Source organism: Candidatus Krumholzibacteriota bacterium (assembly GCA_034520215.1).
Classification (GTDB): domain Bacteria; phylum Krumholzibacteriota; class Krumholzibacteriia; order Krumholzibacteriales; family WJIX01; genus JAGHBT01.
In genome coordinates this window covers 772,313-792,745 of the sequence record JAXHNR010000001.1, presented here as the reverse complement: position 1 = coordinate 792,745, position 20,433 = coordinate 772,313, and the positions used below count along the sequence as shown (strand labels likewise).

The window sequence follows — 20,433 nt, the reverse complement described above, 5'->3', positions numbered from 1 at the left end:
AACTCGATTCCAACTAAATTATCTTTTCCGCTATTTCCAGGAATGAACTATTTCAATAGTCGCGGTTGACGGATTAGGACCTTCACCCTCAGGATCCGATTCTCCTATGGTTACGGGACCGTAAAGCCCTGAGCCGTCGGAATCAAATACCACTCTTCTCCATCTGAAATCAAAATCGTCGATTGATATTTCCCCATCGCTGGGCCAAGGATACTTTTTTGTCACATAGGTTGGAGGTCTGCCGTCACCTAAAGAATCAACCATTAAAGCCGAAAAGGCCTCATGCCAGGCTGAACCCATGCGGCCAATCCTGAAACCGATTTTTTCACCGTCGGGAGAGAAATTGACTCCGCACAGCATATCGGTTGGAAGCTCCTTATCCATTACGGGCGTGTATTGTCCTCCGGGGGTAACCAACCCTACACCGGTCTCTGTAATAACGGCCCCTCCTTCTCCATTTTGAGGAGACCATACAAACTCCAGAGCTCCCGTAATGCCGGTTGTTCTGGAGTTTAAACTCGATGAACTAAGAGGACCGGAATTATAATCCAGAAAACAAAGTGTGTTGTCGCCGTTAACATCAGCAATAAAAGCCAGGGTGTTACCTTCGGGGTTCCATTGTAATATCACGTTTTCGGGGATATCAATTCCCATACCGCTGAATATATCAAACACCAGCGTACCAGATGGGTCAGGCGTTCCTGCGTTTAAAGGAATCATAGAAGGTTCAAAGATACCTGAACTGTCACAAAAGTAAATAATGTACTCTTCGTCTGGAGTAAACACAGGTTTTGTGTTCTCAAAATAATAATCTTTCCACCCTAAAGTATCTTCGCCTGATACAACAGGTTCAGTTATCATTGAATTTGTGAGTCTAACAGGAATGCCGGAGGTTTCATTCCAGAAAGATATATTAAACAGATCCTTTGTTCCATCTTCATTGTCACCCACCTCCAGTTTCTGCATTACAACCATGCTCGCGTCTTCGTTGGGATAGGGATTATTATACTGGTCACATCTCTCTCTCTGGGTTTCATCGTATTGGTCTGTTACTATTTCATCGCCAGCACCGAACAATCCAAATTTTGCTATATTCTTACGCTGTAATTTTGTCATGAAGAAATACGGAGTCAGCATAGAGGCGATTACATCCTGTCCGTTATCAGTAAAGACAAAATCATCACCTCCCATATTTGGTCCCGCTCTAAACCCCAAAGTCCTGCTCGTAATACCCTCTGAAGAACCGGGACCAATAAAACGCATAACATTTGAACTTGAATATTCAGAATCTACAAAGGAGATATCATCGGACGGCGAAACAAAAAAGATCTCACCGCCTATCAAATTCGGATAGACACTAAAATCCCTGCCGGTATCAAGCCTTTCGTAATTTCTAACAGATACATTCAAACTGCATGCTTCACTTTCGCTCTCAAGGGAGCTTGAAAGTCTTATTTCGTATTCACCGGTACCTTCAGGAACAACCCACTGAGCTGTAGCTTCACCGTTAGTAAGCAAACTTCCCGCGCTTACATCCCAGTAATAAGACGGCCAGGGACCGGAACTGTAACCGCCTACACGTACCGATAGTATAGTTTTTTCTCCAGGCATTGGACTTACGGGATTAGATATAATTCTAACAAGATCTAAATCGTAACCTCCACCATCACTACTCAATGGATCCTCTCCGCATCCTGAAAGAATCAGCAAAGATAATGAAAATATAATTATTGATAATCTGAAAATCGCTTTCCTGTATTGCTCCACTTGAAGGCCTCCAATTTTCATTACTCGGAATCTTTCTTCCGTGACATTAATAATCAGGAAACTGCAGTATAATAAATAACTGCTTCATGTTTAAAATATTAATATCAATTGACAATTTCAAGAAAATTCTATCACATATCGCCGGATTTGGATATCCCTCCAAAATTCATTTTTCAATCTGATGAATATCCCTGGTTATATTGACTTCAATGTTAAGCCCCGTGATAAAAAAAGGCGCCTGATATATATCAGGCGCCTTTCGCAGAAGATTATTTCTACGGATTACATCATCCCGGGCATTCCGCCAGCACCCGGAGGCATACCGGGACCGCCGCTATTATCATCTTCGGGAATATCAGTAATAGTTACTTCTGTGGTAAGAAGCAGCGCGGCGATACTCGCGGCGTTCTGAAGCGCTGATCTCGCTACTTTAGTCGGATCAACAATACCTTCGCTTACCATGTCAGTAAATTTACCTGTAGCCGCATTGTACCCAATATTGGGCTTCTCTTTCTTCAACCTCTCAACAATGACCGCGCCTTCCTTCCCGGCATTGTAGGCAATCCTCTTGGCAGGTTCAACCAGTGAATTGGCAATGATCTCAGCACCGATTTTCTCTTCCTTTTCGAGATTCAGTTTTCCGACAACTTCAGCGGCGTGCAGCAGAGTGACGCCTCCACCGGCAACTATGCCTTCCTCAACCGCGGCTCTCGTAGCTGAAAGAGCGTCTTCGACCCGCGCTTTTTTCTCTTTCATCTCAATCTCGGTAGCGGCTCCCACATGGATAACTGCTACTCCGCCAGCCAATTTTGCCAGTCTTTCCTGGAGTTTTTCACTATCATAATCAGAAGTCGATTTCTCTACCTGATTCTTGATGTTATTCACTCGCTCTTTAACCTTGGAAACCTTACCTTTACCTTCAATAATCGTTGTATTCTCTTTATCAATAGTTACTCTCTTAGCTTCACCAAGATCGGCTACTGTCGCGTTTTCGAGTTTAAAACCGGTTTCTTCTGAAATCACGCGGCCGCCGGTGAGAATAGCGATATCCTCAAGCATCGCTTTCCTTCTGTCACCAAAACCGGGGGCCTTTACGGCGGCTATCTGCAATGTGCCGCGAAGCTTGTTAACTACAAGCGTTGCAAGAGCTTCACCCTCAATATCTTCTGATATTATCAGAAGAGGCTTGTTCTGCTGGGCAACCTTCTCAAGAATGGGAAGAAGATCCTTCATAGCACTGATCTTTTTGTCATGAAGCAGGATTTTGGGATTATCAAAAACCGTTTCCATTCTCTCCGAATCGGTCACAAAATAAGGGCTGAGATAACCTCTGTCAAACTGCATTCCTTCAACAACATCCATATATGTTTCCATACCTCTTGCTTCTTCGACAGTAATAACACCGTCCTTACCGACTTTCTCCATGGAGTCGGCAATAAGTTCTCCGATTTCAGGATCGTTGTTTGAAGAAATCGTTGCCACTGAAGCTATATCTTCACGCTTGCGGATCTGCTTTGAACGTTTTCTTATATAATCAACAGCAGCTTCAACTCCTTTATGGATCCCTTTCTTCAGAAACATTGGATTTGAACCGGCTGTGACATTCTTGAGTCCCTCTGTAATAATCGACTGAGCCAGAATTGTCGCTGTGGTAGTTCCGTCACCGGCAACATCCTGTGTCTTAGTGGCAACTTCCTTGACCATCTGAGCACCCATATTTTCCCATGGGTCTTTCAGTTCGATCTCTTTTGCTATAGTAACACCATCATTCGTTATCGTCGGCGCTCCGAATTTCTTATCGAGGATAACATTACGTCCTCTCGGCCCGAGTGTAACTTTAACCGCGTCAGCAAGAACATCCATACCTTTTTTCAGGCTGTCTCTCGCTTCTATATTAAATTTAAGCTGTTTTGCCATCAGTATTCACCCCTTAAAAAGTTATATTGTGGCTAATATATCACTCTCTCTCAAAATTAGATATTCAACTCCATCCAAGGTAATTTCGGTTCCTGAATATTTACCGTAAAGAACGGAATCACCTTTCTTAACTTCCATCTCGAGACGTTTTCCACTTGTTTCGTTAATACGTCCCTTTCCAACTTCTACAACTTTCCCCTCTTGAGGCTTTTCCTTAGCGGTATCGGGAATAATAATCCCACCCTTTTTCACATCGGCAGGATCAACAGCTTTAACAAGAACTCTGTCAGCTAAAGGTTTAATCTTCACAACATCCTCCTTTCTACTTTCTTTTCAGTAAATTAGCACTCTCACTGTCTGACTGCTACTATCAGATTGACAATATATTGACATCATAAATAGAATGCAAGTAAAAATGTCAAATATACTGAAATTTTTTATCATAAAATCGCTAATACAAACGAGCCCACCTGCCCGGGTCCGAATGGGATGCTCTGTTATTATAATAACAGGCAGATATATGTTACATATTCATATTATACAGCATCAAAAGACCCTTGGAAACAAGGTCTGGCTCGTGCAGGAAGGAACCCTTCAAATGAGAAGATATAACACTTATACCCCCGCCTGTAAGTACAATCCGGGCATCTGATGACAGGGCTTCGAGGGAACGTTCTATCAGTTTTTCAACCGCTCCAAGTATCCCCCAGAACGTGCCGCTCGCGATAGCTTCATAAGTATCTTTTCCCGGTATCTTCCCCTGCCCGGATAAACTCTTGATAAAGGGCAGAACCGCGGTTTCCCTATGGAGGGAATTTAGAATTATTTCAGCGCCCGGGAATATAACTCCTCCTTCATACCCTTTCCCGCTAAGCACATCGACAGTAACGGCTGTGCCGAAATCAACTATTACAGCTTCTTTAACACCTATTTGTATCGAGCCGCAAGCAGCGCACACCCTGTCCGCTCCAACCTCAGCACCAGAAGATAAAAGCACGGGGAAAGGGAATTCAGTCTTGGAATCCACATATAAAACTCTTTTATATTTTTCGCGGTCGATCCTATCAAGAAATGAGTCTGTCCATTCGGGAACAACGCTACTGACCGCGATACCCTCCGGAAAAGAATTCCTCAGCACTTCTGAAACATGTTTAAATCCTGTGTCGAACTTGAACTTCCACTTTTTTTCAATCTTATCATCTTTGAAAATAGCGGCTTTCAAACCGCCGTTTCCCATATCAAGTGTCAAAACGCGACTCATTCAATACTCCTCTTTAAACTAAGGTCTCCGGAAGTAAGGACGTTGATATCATCCCCGCAGAGGAGTAAAATATAACCCTCTTCGGTTATACCCAAAAATCTCCCTGCTTTATGAAAACCCGCGTCTTCAACGATTACATCTGTATTAATATATAAGAGTCTTTCTTCAACAGCTTCTTTGAATACACCAAAAGCGGAGAATTTCCACCGCGAATAATTCTTTTCAAAGGATTCAAGAATTCTGCACAAAATTATACCTCTATCTAACAGCTTTCCGGCCGCGCCCCTGAGGGAAGAGGCTAACGGCGCTATCTCATCGGGGAAATCTTCCCTTTGCTGATTTATATTCAACCCCGCTCCAATTACCACATATTCATTCTTACCTTCAGCAAGTATCCCTCCTATTTTTTTCTTCTTGTAATATATATCATTAGGCCATTTGATCATTATTTCTGGAGAGTAATCATCTAAGACTTCAATAATTGAATACGCCATAAGTGATGTTAAACCGGTCGGCAATTTGCCGGGTTTGAGAATCACTGAAAAAACAAGACTGCCCTTTATACTTGAGAACCATTGTCGCTGCTTCCTGCCTCTTCCTTCTACCTGCTCTATCGCGGTGACAACAGTCCCCTCCGGAAACCCTATAGCAGCGAGTTTTTCACACTCAGTATTCGTTGAATCCACCGACTCGTATAATACAACAATACTCCCAAATCTGTCAGATTTAAGATTTAATTTCAGGTTCGCCGGATGAAGTTCATTTAACATCATAAAACAGGGCTCCCTTTACATACTAAACAACAGTTTCCCCGATAATAAGACTTAGATCCAACGCCGGCGCCGATGATGTTATAGAACCAACAGATATATAATTAACTCCGGGTATGACGTAATCATCTACCGTATCGAGAGAAATTCCACCTGACACTTCTATTTCAGGTCTTTCCCCGCGGCATTTCTCGACTTCCTCTACCGCTCTCTCAACCATATCAGGAGTAAAATTATCAAGCATGATCCTTGCAGGAGGATTCTTTATAAGAAGAGATAATTCATCCAGCGATCCCACTTCAATTTCCGCCTTTTTCAGCCGTTCCTTGCCCAATAAGTCCAATATATTAACCAAGCCGCCGGCTATTGAAATATGGTTTTCTTTAACAAGTACCATTTCGCTCAGGTTAGATCTGTGATTCTCGCCTCCGCCATCACGAACAGCTTTTTTTTCAACAAACCTCAACCCGGGTGTCGTCTTTCTCGTATCCAGTATTCTGATACCGCTGCCCTTGACTTTCTGGGAAAAAGAAGCTGTTACAGTCGCCACACCGGAAAGATGTCCAAGAAAATTAAGCGCCAGCCTCTCAGAATTAAGGATCGAGGAAAAACTTCCTTCAACGACAGCAACAATATCACCTTTTCGCACTCGCGCGCCATCTTCAACTCTGGGAGAATAGATAAGCGAGTCATCCACAAAAGAGAAAACACATCCCGCGCATTCCTGCCCTGATATTACCCCTTCCCCTTTAGCGATTATCTCTGCCGAGCCGCAGGTATCACTATCAACAAGTATCCCGGTAGTAATATCATTATTCACATCATCTTCGTCTAAAGCGGTTCGTATCAAATCAATCAATGTCCCCTTTTTCAATTTCTCTTCTCCCTTCAAGATTCATTCGAATTTCCTCAATTCTGTCTCTTATACTTGCCGCCCTTTCAAAATTCAAAGCCTCAGCCTCTTTTTCCATTTCCTCTTCAAGTTTTCTCAGAATAGCGGGATCATATCCACTATCCGGAATATAAACTCTATCTTCCATACTCTCCTCTTCGATACTTCTTTTACCGCTGTCCGCTATCGAGGTTGATATCCTTACATCATCAACTGATTTTACAACTGATCTTGGAATTATTCCATGCTTTCTGTTATATTCGATCTGCTTTTCCCTGCGCCTTGATGTTTCATCCACAGCTTTCCTGATTGAACCTGTAATCCGGTCAGCGTAGAATATTACTCTGCCCCCGACATGCCTTGCCGCTCTACCAGCCGTCTGTATAAGCGATACCCTTGATCTGAGGAAGCCTTCCTTATCAGCGTCAAGTACGGCGACGAGACTGACCTCAGGCAGGTCAAGTCCTTCTCTTAGAAGATTTATACCGACGAGAACATCGAATTTTCCAAAACGGAGATCTCGAAGTATGCCAACTCTATCAAGAGCGCGAATATCACTGTGAAGATAGCGTACTTTTACGTTGAACTTATTAAGATAAGATGTCAGTTCCTCTGACATATTCTTCGTTAGTGTTGTAACAAGAACCCTTTCTTTCCTCTTTATACTGACGCGGATTTCATCAAGTAAGTCATCTACCTGTCCCTTTACAGGCCTTATTTCAATCCTGGGATCAACAAGCCCCGTCGGCCTTAAAACCTGCTCCGTGATTTCACCCCCGCATTTCTCTATCTCGTAATCTCCCGGAGTGGCAGAAACAAATATAAACCTGTCTATTATACTTTCAAATTCTTCATACTTAAGCGGCCTGTTATCCAGAGCGGAGGGAAGACGAAACCCGTGCTCAACAAGTGTCATCTTCCGGCTGCGGTCTCCTCGGTACATAGCCCTTATCTGTGGTAATGTTACATGTGATTCGTCAATTACCACTATAAAATCATCACCAAAATAATCAATAAGGGTAGCGGGTCTTTCTCCCTCTTTTCTGCCGGAGAAATAACGGGAGTAATTTTCAATCCCGCTGCAGTAACCAACCTCCTTCATCATTTCAATGTCGTAAAGAGTACGGCTTTTTAGCCGTTTGGCTTCAAATTCTTTGCCCGCTTTCTTCATCTCCCTGTATCTAATTTTCAATTCTTCTTCTATCCCCGATATCGCCATATCCAACTTTTTTCTGGAAACCACAAAATGTGATGACGGGAAGATATTTATTTCTTTAGCACCCCTGATAATCTCTCCCGAACTGGGGTTAAATATTGAAATCTTTTCAACATCATCATCAAAAAGTTCTATTCTTATCCCCTCTTCCATAAAAGCGGGGCGCAGTTCAATTGTATCTCCTCTTACCCTGAAAGTGGCGCGTTCAAATTCTATGTCATCTCTTCTGTACCACAAATCAACCAGCTTCCTGACAATTCTGTCACGCTCTATATTTTCTCCCTCTCTCAAACTGAATGAAAGCTCACTGAACTGCTCCGGTGAACCAAGTCCATAAATACACGAAACACTCGCTACTACGACTACATCCTTCCTGGTCATGAGAGAACCGGTCGCCTTGAGCCTCAACCGGTCTATACTTTCATTGATTGATACATCCTTCTCGATGTATGTACTTGTCGCGGGAATAAACGCTTCGGGCTGGTAATAATCATAATAACTGATAAAGTACTCTACCGCGCTTTCCGGAAAGAAATTTTTTAACTCTCCGTATAGTTGAGCGGCAAGAGTTTTATTGTGTGAAATTATCAGTACAGGTTTATTTGATCTGGCGATAACATTGGCGATAGTAAATGTTTTTCCCGAACCTGTAACTCCAAGAAGTGTCTGAAATTTCTTTCCCATTCCCAGACCACTTAGGAGGGAATCTATAGCCTCCGGTTGATCACCTGTCGGTTTATATGCTGATCTGAGCTTGAAAATAGACATTTCAGTTTTATGAAGATGGTTGAAGATATCAAATATTTCCCAGGGCTATACTGTCTCTGCCTAAATATATATTCTCCAGTACTTCGTTAGTTTCCCCGAGAGGAGCTATTTTCTCTCCATTGAATTCTATTCTGAATCCCGCGGCATTACCAATCTTTCTGAATATAAAGGCATCCGTTGCCGTCAGTTCTTTTTCTCCGCCGGGCAGCAGAATAAAGTCATAATAGGCTGTATCGGGTTTTTGATCTTTCCGTGAGATTGAAATTATATCAAACCAGGTAGTGTCCGTTTTATTTGCAATTATCTTAAGCTCAAGGGGGAGAGTCTTCTTCTCAACCGATTTACCGCTTGAAGTGTCTTTTGCTTTTTCGGGATTGCTGATTTTAACGCTATCTTTGCGAAAAGACTGATTAATCTCCTTTTTGTTCATCCCTTCTTTATTCATATTTTTTCCAATAAATTCTTCCACATCGGGGATTGTACTCTGTGGGAGGACATCCGGACGATCATCACTACGGAACACGAAAACAAAAATTAAAATCACAACCGCTAATACTGACACGATCATGAGAAGGTTTTTTGGAATAGCCGCGGAAGTTCTTTTCTCTTCGATAGTCTTTTCCTTTACTTCCCAGAAATCACCTTTACTTTTATGAGTCTGCCCCGTCTGAACCTCATATCTTTCAAGAAGATGTTCGACATCCAATCCCAACTCGCCCGCGAAATTGCGAATGAAACCTCTGACATAAACCCTTGCCGGCAGCATATCAAAATTGTCAGTTTCAAGATATTTCAAAGTCTCTTCAGGTATTCTCGTCGATTCACTTATTTGAGCCCTCGTGACACCGGCCTTTTCTCTTGCTGAAAAGAGGATTTCACCAACTGTTTCTTCGCCGCTCAATGGATCACGGCTGTCAACCTCACCATTGTCTCCGGTGGTCTTTTCATTATCACTCAATCTAAATCCTCCAGGATAGCTTTCATCCGTTTTCCGCGATCTTTCATATCACGGATTCTTTCTCTTTCTCTGCTGACTACCTCTTCGGGAGCTTTCTTCAAGAAATGCTCGTTATTAAGTCTCTTCTCAATAACATCAATTTGGCTTTCGAGTTTGTCTATATCCTTATCGAGTTTTTTCTTCTCGCCTTCCAAATCCACAATTTTTTCTAAAGGCATATATATTTCAAATGAAGAATGCCCTGAAGCGGCACATTTCGGCGGTTTTGAGGCGCCCTTTCTGATATCCACTTCAGCTATTTCCGCCTGGCGTTGAATCTGCTTTACGAAAGGAGATAACATTTCCTTTAAACTACTTTCAGGTTTGCAATTTACAATGACTTTTACATCTTTAGAAGATGATACATTAAAGGTATGTTTTAGATTACGTATTCCGGTAATTACTTCCATCAGTATCTTTATATCGTTTTCCAGTTTTACGTCTTTTAGATCTCCACTCGCGTCATCAAACTTATACTGAGAAAGTGATTCTGAGTCAGGAGCAAGCATACTCCATATCTCCTCTGTAATAAAGGGCATAACAGGGTTAAGGGCGATAACACACGCGCCGAGTACAGCCCGGGAAGTTACAAGAACACCCGCCGCTTTACTCTTCTCTTCAGACAGAATAGGTTTGGAAAACTCCATATACCAGTCACAGAATTCATGCCAGAAGAAATCGTAGAATGTTTTTATCGCTTCATCAAATCTGAATGAATCTATGTATCTTTCATAATCGTCCAACATACCGGCAAGACGGCTGGCTATCCATTTGTCTTCAAGATTGAACTGACAATCCAGGTCGGGCGTAAAGCCAAAGATAGATTTAAATAGAGATATAATAGCGTTCCCGTCAGCACCCTCTGAAACTTCACCCAGGTCCTTGCCGGATTCAAACTTATACCCCAATGTGTCACTCTGACTGAGTACAAATCTCGCCGCGTTCCATACTTTATTCGCAAAGTGCTTTCCTACTTCCACCTTCTTTTCATCAAACATAATATCCTGCCCGGGAGGTGAAAGTCTCATAAGAGCGAATCTCAGCGAGTCCGCCCCATAACGATCAATTATATCTATCGGGTCCGGTGAATTCCCAAGAGATTTACTCATCTTTCTCCCATTCATATCCCTTACGATACCTGTTATATAAACCGTCGAGAAAGGAGGTTCACCCATAAACTCCATCGAAGCCATAATCATTCTCGCAACCCAGAAGAAAATGATATCGCCGCCGGTAACCAGTACATCTGTTGGATGAAAGGTTTTAAGATCATCCGTTTTCCCCGGCCATCCAAGGGTTGAAAATGTCCACAACCACGAAGAAAACCAAGTGTCGAGAACATCGGGATCCTGAACAAGCTCGGAGCTGCCGCAGAAAGAGCATTCTGAAGGAGTACTGACAGATACAACCGCTTTGTCACATTTCATGCAATACCATACAGGTATCCTGTGACCCCACCACAGCTGCCTGGAGATACACCAGTCTCTGATCTCCTCCATCCAACTGAGATAAATATTTTTCCATCTCGGGGGCAGAAAACTGACATCCCCGTTCCTGACAGTTTCGATCGCCGGTTTTGCCAATGTGTCCATTTTCATAAACCACTGCTTTGAAATAGCAGGTTCTATAACAGTTCCGCATCTGTCGTGGTAACCGACAGAATGATTATAATCCTCGATTCTACGAAGAAAACCTTTATTATCCAGGGCTTTCAATACTTTCTTTCTCGCGTCATACCTGTCAAGCCCCTTGAATTCTCCAGCCTCCTCTGTCATCTTGCCATCACGGCCGATTACAACAACATCATCCAGATCATGCCGCCGTCCTATTTCGAAATCAGTAGGATCATGTGCCGGAGTTACTTTGAGACAGCCTGTGCCGAATTCAGGATCAACAGCCTCATCAAATATTATAGGTATCTTCCTGCCGGCAAGAGGCAAAATAAGACTCTTACCCTCATATTGAGTTCTTTTTATGTCATCCGGATTTACAGCTACGGCGACATCTCCAAGCATGGTTTCAGGTCTTGTAGTCCCAATGACTATCTCTTCGTCAGACCCCTCAAAGGGATAGGCAATATAATATAATTTTCCATCTGTATCCTTGAATTCAACCTCTTCGTTGCTTATAGCCGTCATACATGAAGGACACCAATTGACTATATAATTATCTCTGTAGATAAACCCCTTTTCATACAACCTTACAAAGACTTCTCTAACGGCCTCTGATACTCCCTCATCAAGAGTAAACCTTTCCCTAGTCCAGTCGAGAGAAGCGCCTAACTTGTTGAGCTGCTCGACAATTCTGCCGTGACATTTATCCTTCCACTGCCAGCATTTTTCAAGGAATTTCTCTCTCCCGAGCGATTCTTTGTCAATACCTTCCCTCAGCAGATTATTCTCAACTACTTTCTGAGTCGCTATTCCGGCATGATCGGTTCCGGAGAGCCAGAGAACATTGTATCCTTTGAGCCTTTTCCATCGAACCAGAATATCCTGTACGGTAGTGCCCAGTACATGCCCTATAGTCAAAGTTCCAGTCACATTAGGAGGAGGCAAAATTATAGTGTAAGGATCGGCATCAGAATTACTGTCCGCTGTAAACGCGTTAGTCTCACTCCAATTCTTCCTCCACTTGGGATCTATTTCGCTTGGATTAAAAACCTTTTCAAGCATCATTCCACCTTTGAACTTATGAATTACTCTCGCGAATTCTTAAATTAACACAGGGAAAAGCCCTGGTCAATAACCACCTGCACATTTTAAAAATAATAAAGCCAGCCCGCGGATATTATCCCGGCGGGAATCAGATAGTACGAGAAACGATGGAAGGATCCTTCTTTAAGTATGTGCAGAAGGAGTCTCAACGCTACTAAACCTGCAAGAAATGCCGTCACACTTCCCACAAGAAGGATAACAATGGAGACCTTAGTCAAACTATTTTCCAAATACTGACATTCAAACAGAAAAGCACCTATAATAGCCGGCACAGATAATAAAAATGAGAATTCAGCCGCCCTCTTAAACCCTACACCTAAAAGAAGCGCTGTTGTAATAGTCCACCCGCTTCTGGAACAACCGGGGATAATTCCTATCACCTGAGCCATCCCTATTAATAATACAACTCCCAGAGTAAATTCCCCGCTGCCCTCTTTCCCCCTGGCAAATAATAAGAAAACCCCTGTAATAATCAGCGAAACTGCTACAAGTAACGGCATATTGAAAGCCTTCGATACAGTATCATGTAATACTATACCAAATACCCCTGTCGGAATACTTCCCAATATAATCCATCCCACATAGGAAATATCATCGCTAAAACCTTCTTTTCTTCTAAACCCTCCTCGCGCCCATAATATAATCGCCTTGAATAAGTTGAGCAGTCTTCTCCTGTATACAACTATAACCGCGCCGAGCGTACCCACATGAACGGCAGCTTCGAAAATAATCCCGTTCCGGAAGATCATTTCGCCTTCACTTCCAAGAATTGTTTTAAACAAGACTATGTGGCCCGAAGAGCTTACGGGAAAAAATTCCGTCAGCCCTTGTATTACCGCGAGAATAATAACAATAAGAAATTGGAACACTAAAACACCCTGCTTCCCGGTAAATCAGCAATTAGAAAAACAAATCCCGCATTGAACAATTACAGGAGATACCGTTCGCTGATGTAAATATTAAACATAATATTATACAGCGTAATAGAAAGCTATAATTCCAAGAAATAGTCCAATCTTCAGAAGTAAACTAATAAATCCCGGGCGTTTCGCCCTATACGCCAGTAGAAAAGATATTATAAGTATGGGTATAATCGAAAAGATAATTATAAAAAAATAGACCCTGCTGTAAATCCCGATAAAAAAAGGAATAGGAAAAGCAAATATCAGAAGCAGAAAAATAACAGCCGCAATTCTCATAGCTCTTCTCTTCCCGATAATAATCGCTATTGTCTTTGATCCGAAGAAATAATCGCCTTCTATATCCTCACAATCTTTAACGATCTCTCTTCCAAAAATAAATAAGAAGGCAAATAAAGACGGAATAATACCCGCTTCAATGTTGCCTCCACAGTACGAACCAAGCAGAAGTCCCGATCCGGTAACAGATGACACAACAAAATTCCCGATCATATATCGACGTTTAAAAACTCGGGAATATAGATGAAGTAAAACAACCCAGACAATTATCCAAATTACTACTTCCGATTTGAAATCGGTTAAAATATAACTGAGAAATGCCAAAAGACTGATATACAGGTAAAGAGCCTGTCTTCTCGACAAGATACCAGACGGAAGGGGCCTGTTAGGACGATTGACTCTGTCGATATCAAGATCGTAATAATCATTTATAACATTGCCCGTGGCTGTTGTTAATGCCACGGCACAGAGAAGCATCATCGGAAACAGTTCACCCCCGCCCATTGAGAAACCCGCGGCAACAGCCATGACTGCCGCGGCTATATTATGTAATCTGAATATAGAAAAGAGACTCAGAATTTTTCTCATTAGATATCCAACAATAATTTAAGATAAGCAAATCCCTCAGATTCAGAAAGGTCAGAATCGAGCCACCTCATTCCCGTCCCCGCGTAAAGAATAGACCCGCCCGTAAAATCAAACGAAGCTGAAATTGATATTTCTTTTTCCTCAGTTACAAGTCCGCTTGGAAAGGGCAGATCAGGTTCATGCTCCTCCGCGCTCCAGGGACGCAAATCATTGCCCTCTCCATATCTGCTGTAACTCCCGTTTAATTTCATAACTATATTCGGACTGAGAGCGGCCGAAAAACGAAATCTCCACCTGTCCGCGTCAGGCCCCAGGTAAGAGCCGATAATTCTGCCTGTACCCGTATCATCGCCACTGCCCGTTGTGTATACAGTCAGAGAACCGGTGTGTGAATATGTATAAATACCTATATATGTGTAATCAAACAGCGCCTCGATATCGTGTCCACCAGCCACAAGGAGTGCCTCGGCAGTCAAATTCAACGCGATCTTGTCTGGAGCTGTATCTCTGTTCTCATATTGAAAATCATCAACAAGGAATTCGCCGTAAAAGAGCAACCCTCTGCAAGCCGGTACCTTCCAGTCAACCCCCCACAAAATATTATTACACTTATTTTCATTTTCATTATATTGATTGGCGTAATATGAACCGGCCGGCAGCAGGTAGGCAAAATCCAGTCCCCTGCCCGAATAAACAACTGTCTCGCTTATTCCAATGTATATATCTCCCGGAAGCTTAACAGACAACCTGTGTCCTGAGAGCTTCCTTGGATCAACCGCATCTGAATCAAGGATAGAATGAAGCAAACTCAGTTTAAAGACCCCGAGCTCCATGTATGCACTCAAATGGTCTAGCGGGCCGGCGCCGGATGAAAGAATCAAACCGTCATCCCTGCTGTTGCCCCAGTGAATGTAATCGCGGCCCAGTGTAACACCCCACCAATTACGATGCACTGAAATATACCCTCTTTCAAACTCAGATGTTAACCCCCTGAAACTCTTCTCTCTGGCATTTACTCTACTATGTGTAACATTATTATTCCATTCGGGGCGCAATCTTAATTTATAAACCGTTTCATACGTGAAGCCGCCTCCCGAATCTATCAGAATATCCGGTGAAAGAAGTCCGTCGAGTTCACCCTTTCTGTATTCTATTCTTTTTCTTAAAGACATACCGGCGCTCATATCAAAACTCAAAAATCTTCTTCCCTTCTGGTATAACCACACGGGGGCGTCTTCTCGGTCGCGAGGCCTGTGGGACTTTCCCTGAAACTCCTGCCTCAACCGCCGGAGTAAAAAGTTCTGTCTTGGGCTCAGTCGACTGTCAGAATCTTTTAAATTCTGCAATATTCTATCCAGATAGAATTCGATTTTATTTCGTGAATAGGGCATTTCCGGGGAGAGATGGACTAACCCTATAAGTTCAAATGTCCGAAGGGCGGAATAAACCCAGCTTTCGGGGCTGATATTTTCGTCGGAACCGCTTAGCTTCATGGGAGGGATGACAAAAATACACCCGACAAGTAAAAACAGCAACCCAGATTTAAATCGGGATTTCACTCGAGAATTCCTCTTTTTATCGATTTCTGCCTCACATCCCTTCCACTGGCCGCTTTTTTATAACACTCACGGGCTTTGCCCATATACCCCTGTTTTTCATACGTTACAGCAAGACTGAAATAGGCTTTCTTGTCATGGGGGTTTATATTAACAACTTCTTTATAATATCCAAGTGCTTCTTCGGAACGCTCCAAGTTGTTAAAGCATTCCCCCACGTAAAACAGTATTTTAGTGTTTCCTGGATTTAACTCTGAAGCACGCCGAAGATAATTCAGCGCCTTTCCATAGAGGCCCTTACGAAAGTATAAATATCCTATATAGAAGAAAGCATTAACATTATCAGGTTCAATCTTTAAAATCTTTTTAAATTCCTCCATCGCCTCTTCATAATGACCTTCATTAACAAGTGCCATTCCAAGGTTGTAACGTCCTTCAACACAGGTCGGTGAAAGTTCAAGTCCGACACGGAATTCGTTAATAGCCTGCTGCTTGTTTCCGTCATCCCCGAAGAGAGCGCCGAGGTTGAAATGAGCCTCCGCGCTCTTTGGGTTGTGCTGGACTGCCTTTAGAAATTGCTGCATGGCAACATCCTGTTTGCCGTGCATATCGAGTATATAGCCAAGATTTGTATATGATTTAGAATGAGTAGGATCAAGTGTGATTGCCTGTCTATAACACTTTTCAGCTTCTTCGTACTGATGGTTTTTTGTATATGCCACTCCAAGCCTGAAATAACACTCCGGATTGCCGGGCTCTACGGATATAGCTTCACGGTGCAATCTTATAGCGTCTGATAACTTGCCCTCAATCTCAAAAATTTTACCCATACAATAAATCGGGTGGGCGTTCATTTCATCTCTTCTTCTTAATTCTGAATAACCCTTATAAGCCGCCTCGTAATTACCGATTTCCTGAAGGAGACCACATACCTTTGCCAGATTTGATTCGCTAATATCCGGGTTTGATATAAGATTAATGAATAATTCTTCAGCTTCACTCCTTTTTTTTCTCTCGAGTAGTTCTTCGGCAAAGGAAAGTATTTCTTCAGGTGTTGTTTTTCCTTCAACTAGTTCCTTTTCAGACGTGGAATATTTGTTTTTTTTGCTTTGCTTTTCCGTTCCCCGGGCCAGCTCAAGCAACTTCTCCCAACGCAGCTTCATAGCACCCCCAATCAGGAAATCATATTGATGCGCGGCACATATCTATCCGAAAACTAAAGCAGATACACAACAACTGTCAAGTCTATTTATATTTTGGAGTTTCTCCAATTTTTATAACCTATAAGGCAGTCGATGATTTGTAACAGTATGCGGGCGATGATTCAATCTTTTACACAGCGGACCGAAAAACCAGAATTCTTATCTCTACCAGTACGCGTAATGTATCCATCAGATGAACTGAGCATTCTACTCCAGGCGAAAGTTTCAGTTATCGATGTAGTAACCCATAATAAAGCGGAGTTGTGGATACTAGAATAATCACCACCAAGCCCCCGGTAACCTCCCGGCAAAGCCGTAAAACCGCTTTCATTAGTAGCTCCGGTGTTGGGACTTGCCCAATTTTCAATTCCGGCTTCCTTTAGTTTGCCACCTTCATCCGTTCCGCGATATCCCGTATCTGCAGCTTCTGAAGGGTCCATACCCATAAAGATTTCTAATTCCTGCCATTCCGCGTCGCTTGCCACATGCCAGCCCTCGGGGGCTAAACCACGGCTGTCATTTACAGCAAACCAGTTGTATAGTTTTCCATAAGTAACTATGTAACTTGCATTATTGTCGTAATTGCAGCACGCGCCACCTGCCAGACCATCCCATACTGCTCCGTCTTCTACTTCAGCTATCGAATCCCCGTTCAAGTAATGGGTTACTTTAAGATTCTCTGTCATCCACCACTGATTCCCAATTTTTCTTGTTTCATAAATGTTGCCGTCTATATCCGTCACGGTACCGAATACTGTAGTAGAAAACTCCTTTGTGTCTCCGTAACCTGTTCCAGCGCTGTTTACTGCATACGCCCTTATATAATAATCAGTTTCAGCTGTCAGCCCTGTTATTTCACTGGTAAAACTGCCTGCCCCCGTCCCGTCGTTTGTCGTACTATCCTCTAGGGAGGGTAGCTCTTCAACACTCCAGCATACTCCCCGCGCCGTAACACTTGCTCCTCCACTAGAGGTAATCACTCCTCCGCATTTCGCGGTAGTACCTGTTATATCAATAACTTCAGCAGTAGTCAATTCTGGAACAGAATTGGACGGTTCAGTACTGTCCTCGGAACAACTAAAGAAAATAAATGCCGCGGCAGAGGCAAGTACAATTTTGACAAAAATCCTGACAGTTAACGGATCTCTTATAAAACGTTTATACATAATATATACCCTTTCATCCTCAACTCTCCTTGATTGTCTTTCAAAACAGCCTACGATTACAGAAATTCAACCATTTGGATATAATCCTCTGCCGCCTCAATTTCTACACCTATCAAACTAATTTACCGCAATATGGGAAAAAACCAAATACTCTTCTATGGAATAAATCGGCCTGGGATAAGGAACCAACTTCAATAAGTCCACTTAAATACTGGCATCTACGCTAAAGGAAGGGTGCCTGCTTTTTCAAGAAATTTATAAAATAAACGTATATAATAAATACCGCGACTATCTCCACCGACTGTATCTATATCCGAAAAGAGATCTATACTGACGAAACTGCAGCCGCAGCATAAAATTGCTGTCCGGGGGATTGTATGTAAGGTCAATATTTGGGACAAAAACTTCAGGAGAAGCCCCCTGTGTCTGTTGTCCAAAAACAGAACGCACACCTACATCAAGATTCAAATCCCATGATTGACCAAAACCGTAGTTAAAATGTCCCATATAGTAACCCAGGCTTTGAGATTGATTCCCGTTTGAGGCGAATGAAACACCCATCGAACTCTTAAAATCAAGACCGGGTATACAGATAGACCCGTCTGTTACGGCATTATTCAGATAATCAGAAAAGATACTTGGCTGTATATCTCTATTCTGCGCGTTAGTAGACGCTGAGAATAAACTAATCAGAAATGGAAGAATTAACAGTAATCGAATCTTCATAGCAGACTCATTTCTGTTTTTGGAGTAATTCTTTTACCTTCTCTTTCAGGGGCTCAAAATCAACAGATTTAACTATATAGGCATCGGCAGCCCAGGTTTTGAAATTCTCTTTATATACAGAATACGCGGAATTTATTATTACCGGAATGTCTTTTCGCCTTTCTACAATTTGTACAAGTGCGTCGATTCCGCTCTCATTTTCAAGCTTTATATCGAGAATAATAAGATCGGGTGAATCGTTTTCCACTGAATCAATAGCACCTTTGACATCGCCAACACAAACTACATCATACCCTTCATTTTCAAATTCTTCTTTGTAGAGTTTCCTTACATTAATTTCGTCATCTACAACAAGTATTTTAGACATATCTCACCCTTCTAAACTCCATTAACACACTTCTCCCCCACTCCAATATTTGTATTAAATCATTAAATGGTCAAGTGTTTTTTTGTTATTTTTTACTGGAAATGTTACTCAGCTGATAAATCAATAATTATATGCAGCTTTGAAAGATTTTCTAAATCGGTTTTTGATAGTTTAACCGGTATTCTTACTGTATTTTCAGGTTCATGTAAATCGGCAATTTCTTTGTCGTCCTTTTCTTCCTCGTTTGACTCCTGCCCCAGATGAGCAAGTCTTTCGAGCGGATCATTTATAAACTCCGTGGCAACAGAATTTTCCTTTTTCTCTCTTCTCTGCTCGGGTGTATTATTTCTGTCATCGTGGAATTCTACAACATGGCCTTGATTTCCATATTCACCTGTTAAAGATTCAAACTCAGCGCTTTCTTCATTTTCGCTGAGCACATTATCAACAAACTCAGAGACAGACTCATGCTCCTCTTTTTTCTCCTCTGCGCTATTATTTAAAGACTCACTTTCATCCGCCTCTGAGCTGATATCATACAACTTCGAATTGGGCACAACCTCGGCGTCAACTTCTATCTTTTCTTCTCTATTTTCACTACCATGAGTTTTTTTAGAGCTGATGGATCTATTACTCAATATATCTTTTTCTATACTTCTCATAACCAGACCTACAATGGATTCAAATGTCTCATACACACCGTTACCTTTCGTGGCAACCGCTTCGAAAGACATTTTATGAGATTTGTTCAAGTTTTCATCCATTATATCTCTGTTTAATGCTCCGTCAATATCCTGTTTGTTATATTGAAGAACCCAGGGTATCTCGTCAAGATTCTTGCCTATTTGGCGAAGATTTTCTTCCAGATTCTCCAAACTTTCCAGATTGTCATCCATTTTACCCGAAGAGGAATCCGCGACGAATACTATCGCGTCTACACCTTTTAGAACAAGTTTGCGGGTGGCATTGTAAAATACCTGGCCCGGCACTGTGTATAAAAGGCATTTGACTGAAGTATTGTTAAGATGTTCGATTTTCATTGGGAGAAAATCAAAAAACAGGGTACGGTCCGTTCTGGTCTTCATGGAAACCATTTTACCCTTGTTTTCTCTGGGCAATTTCGAGTAGATATGTTCAAGGTTTGTTGTTTTTCCACTTAATCCCGGACCATAATAAACGATTTTAACGGTTACTTCTTCATTCCTGATATTATAAACAGCCATAATAATTAATCCTCAAGTCCTATGCAGATGCTACTGTCCGCTTTAGTAATTCTCTAGAATGCTGAATCATAACCGCGGCATTCAAGCATTTCCTGTCAAAG

The 20,433-nt window shown here is 42.2% G+C and carries 17 protein-coding genes; all 17 read right to left on the bottom strand.

The features are described 5' to 3' along the window. Positions 1-30: 30 nt before the first annotated feature. Positions 31-1,788: a hypothetical protein gene (locus U5O15_03365; GenBank protein MDZ7859699.1), complete on the bottom strand. Its 1,758-nt coding sequence runs from the start codon at positions 1,786-1,788 to the stop codon at positions 31-33. 261 nt (positions 1,789-2,049) lie between these two features. After that, on the bottom strand, positions 2,050-3,684 hold the full coding sequence (groL, locus tag U5O15_03360) for a chaperonin GroEL (GenBank protein ID MDZ7859698.1): 1,635 nt from the start codon (positions 3,682-3,684) through the stop codon (positions 2,050-2,052). Between the two features lie 21 nt (positions 3,685-3,705). Further along, positions 3,706-3,993, bottom strand: a complete 288-nt coding sequence (groES, locus tag U5O15_03355) for a co-chaperone GroES (protein ID MDZ7859697.1) — start codon at positions 3,991-3,993, stop codon at positions 3,706-3,708. A 214-nt stretch (positions 3,994-4,207) separates the two neighbouring features. Continuing rightward, positions 4,208-4,945 carry a type III pantothenate kinase gene (locus U5O15_03350; GenBank protein ID MDZ7859696.1) on the bottom strand — a complete coding sequence of 246 codons (738 nt, stop codon included), beginning with the start codon at positions 4,943-4,945 and terminating at the stop codon, positions 4,208-4,210. Further along, positions 4,942-5,718: a biotin--[acetyl-CoA-carboxylase] ligase gene (locus U5O15_03345; protein MDZ7859695.1), complete on the bottom strand. Its 777-nt coding sequence runs from the start codon at positions 5,716-5,718 to the stop codon at positions 4,942-4,944. Before U5O15_03345 ends, U5O15_03350 begins: the two co-directional genes overlap by 4 nt. Positions 5,719-5,740: 22 nt before the next feature. Continuing rightward, positions 5,741-6,589 (bottom strand): carboxylating nicotinate-nucleotide diphosphorylase, encoded by an 849-nt coding sequence (nadC, locus tag U5O15_03340; GenBank protein ID MDZ7859694.1) that lies wholly within the window; start codon positions 6,587-6,589, stop codon positions 5,741-5,743. After that, a complete protein-coding gene (uvrB, locus tag U5O15_03335; protein ID MDZ7859693.1) occupies positions 6,567-8,591 on the bottom strand; it encodes an excinuclease ABC subunit UvrB in 2,025 nt (674 codons plus the stop codon). Before uvrB ends, nadC begins: the two co-directional genes overlap by 23 nt. A gap of 28 nt (positions 8,592-8,619) precedes the next feature. Continuing rightward, positions 8,620-9,549: a helix-turn-helix domain-containing protein gene (locus tag U5O15_03330; protein MDZ7859692.1), complete on the bottom strand. Its 930-nt coding sequence runs from the start codon at positions 9,547-9,549 to the stop codon at positions 8,620-8,622. After that, on the bottom strand, positions 9,546-12,263 hold the full coding sequence (locus tag U5O15_03325; GenBank protein ID MDZ7859691.1) for a valine--tRNA ligase: 2,718 nt from the start codon (positions 12,261-12,263) through the stop codon (positions 9,546-9,548). The genes U5O15_03330 and U5O15_03325 overlap by 4 nt, the downstream gene beginning before the upstream one ends. Before the next feature lie 86 nt (positions 12,264-12,349). Continuing rightward, positions 12,350-13,174 (bottom strand): undecaprenyl-diphosphate phosphatase, encoded by an 825-nt coding sequence (locus U5O15_03320; GenBank protein MDZ7859690.1) that lies wholly within the window; start codon positions 13,172-13,174, stop codon positions 12,350-12,352. Positions 13,175-13,276: 102 nt separating this feature from the next. After that, positions 13,277-14,092, bottom strand: coding sequence for a geranylgeranylglycerol-phosphate geranylgeranyltransferase (locus U5O15_03315; GenBank protein MDZ7859689.1), 816 nt, complete (start codon positions 14,090-14,092; stop codon positions 13,277-13,279). Continuing rightward, positions 14,092-15,651 carry a capsule assembly Wzi family protein gene (locus U5O15_03310; GenBank protein ID MDZ7859688.1) on the bottom strand — a complete coding sequence of 520 codons (1,560 nt, stop codon included), beginning with the start codon at positions 15,649-15,651 and terminating at the stop codon, positions 14,092-14,094. Before U5O15_03310 ends, U5O15_03315 begins: the two co-directional genes overlap by 1 nt. Further along, a complete protein-coding gene (locus tag U5O15_03305) occupies positions 15,648-16,811 on the bottom strand; it encodes a tetratricopeptide repeat protein (protein ID MDZ7859687.1) in 1,164 nt (387 codons plus the stop codon). The genes U5O15_03310 and U5O15_03305 overlap by 4 nt, the downstream gene beginning before the upstream one ends. Before the next feature lie 161 nt (positions 16,812-16,972). Then, positions 16,973-18,016, bottom strand: coding sequence for a fibrobacter succinogenes major paralogous domain-containing protein (locus U5O15_03300; protein ID MDZ7859686.1), 1,044 nt, complete (start codon positions 18,014-18,016; stop codon positions 16,973-16,975). Between the two features lie 288 nt (positions 18,017-18,304). After that, entirely contained in the window at positions 18,305-18,742 is a 438-nt protein-coding gene (locus U5O15_03295; protein MDZ7859685.1) for a hypothetical protein, read from the bottom strand. A 7-nt stretch (positions 18,743-18,749) separates the two neighbouring features. Further along, positions 18,750-19,109 carry a response regulator gene (locus tag U5O15_03290; GenBank protein MDZ7859684.1) on the bottom strand — a complete coding sequence of 120 codons (360 nt, stop codon included), beginning with the start codon at positions 19,107-19,109 and terminating at the stop codon, positions 18,750-18,752. Positions 19,110-19,213: 104 nt separating this feature from the next. Then, entirely contained in the window at positions 19,214-20,332 is a 1,119-nt protein-coding gene (locus U5O15_03285) for an ADP-ribosylation factor-like protein (GenBank protein MDZ7859683.1), read from the bottom strand. Between the last annotated feature and the right edge of the window lie 101 nt (positions 20,333-20,433).

Bases quoted from the DNA above. Each gene is read 5' to 3' on its own strand.
- groL (MDZ7859698.1), bottom strand. From the start codon at position 3,684: ATGGCAAAACAGCTTAAATTTAATATAGAAGCGAGAGACAGCCTGAAA.
- U5O15_03315 (MDZ7859689.1), bottom strand. From the start codon at position 14,092: ATGAGAAAAATTCTGAGTCTCTTTTCTATATTCAGATTACATAATATA.
- U5O15_03295 (MDZ7859685.1), bottom strand. From the start codon at position 18,742: ATGAAGATTCGATTACTGTTAATTCTTCCATTTCTGATTAGTTTATTC.
- U5O15_03350 (MDZ7859696.1), bottom strand. From the start codon at position 4,945: ATGAGTCGCGTTTTGACACTTGATATGGGAAACGGCGGTTTGAAAGCC.
- U5O15_03325 (MDZ7859691.1), bottom strand. From the start codon at position 12,263: ATGCTTGAAAAGGTTTTTAATCCAAGCGAAATAGATCCCAAGTGGAGG.
- U5O15_03365 (MDZ7859699.1), bottom strand. From the start codon at position 1,788: ATGAAAATTGGAGGCCTTCAAGTGGAGCAATACAGGAAAGCGATTTTC.
- uvrB (MDZ7859693.1), bottom strand. From the start codon at position 8,591: ATGTCTATTTTCAAGCTCAGATCAGCATATAAACCGACAGGTGATCAA.
- U5O15_03300 (MDZ7859686.1), bottom strand. From the start codon at position 18,016: ATGTATAAACGTTTTATAAGAGATCCGTTAACTGTCAGGATTTTTGTC.
- U5O15_03305 (MDZ7859687.1), bottom strand. From the start codon at position 16,811: ATGAAGCTGCGTTGGGAGAAGTTGCTTGAGCTGGCCCGGGGAACGGAA.
- U5O15_03290 (MDZ7859684.1), bottom strand. From the start codon at position 19,109: ATGTCTAAAATACTTGTTGTAGATGACGAAATTAATGTAAGGAAACTC.
- U5O15_03285 (MDZ7859683.1), bottom strand. From the start codon at position 20,332: ATGGCTGTTTATAATATCAGGAATGAAGAAGTAACCGTTAAAATCGTT.
- U5O15_03345 (MDZ7859695.1), bottom strand. From the start codon at position 5,718: ATGATGTTAAATGAACTTCATCCGGCGAACCTGAAATTAAATCTTAAA.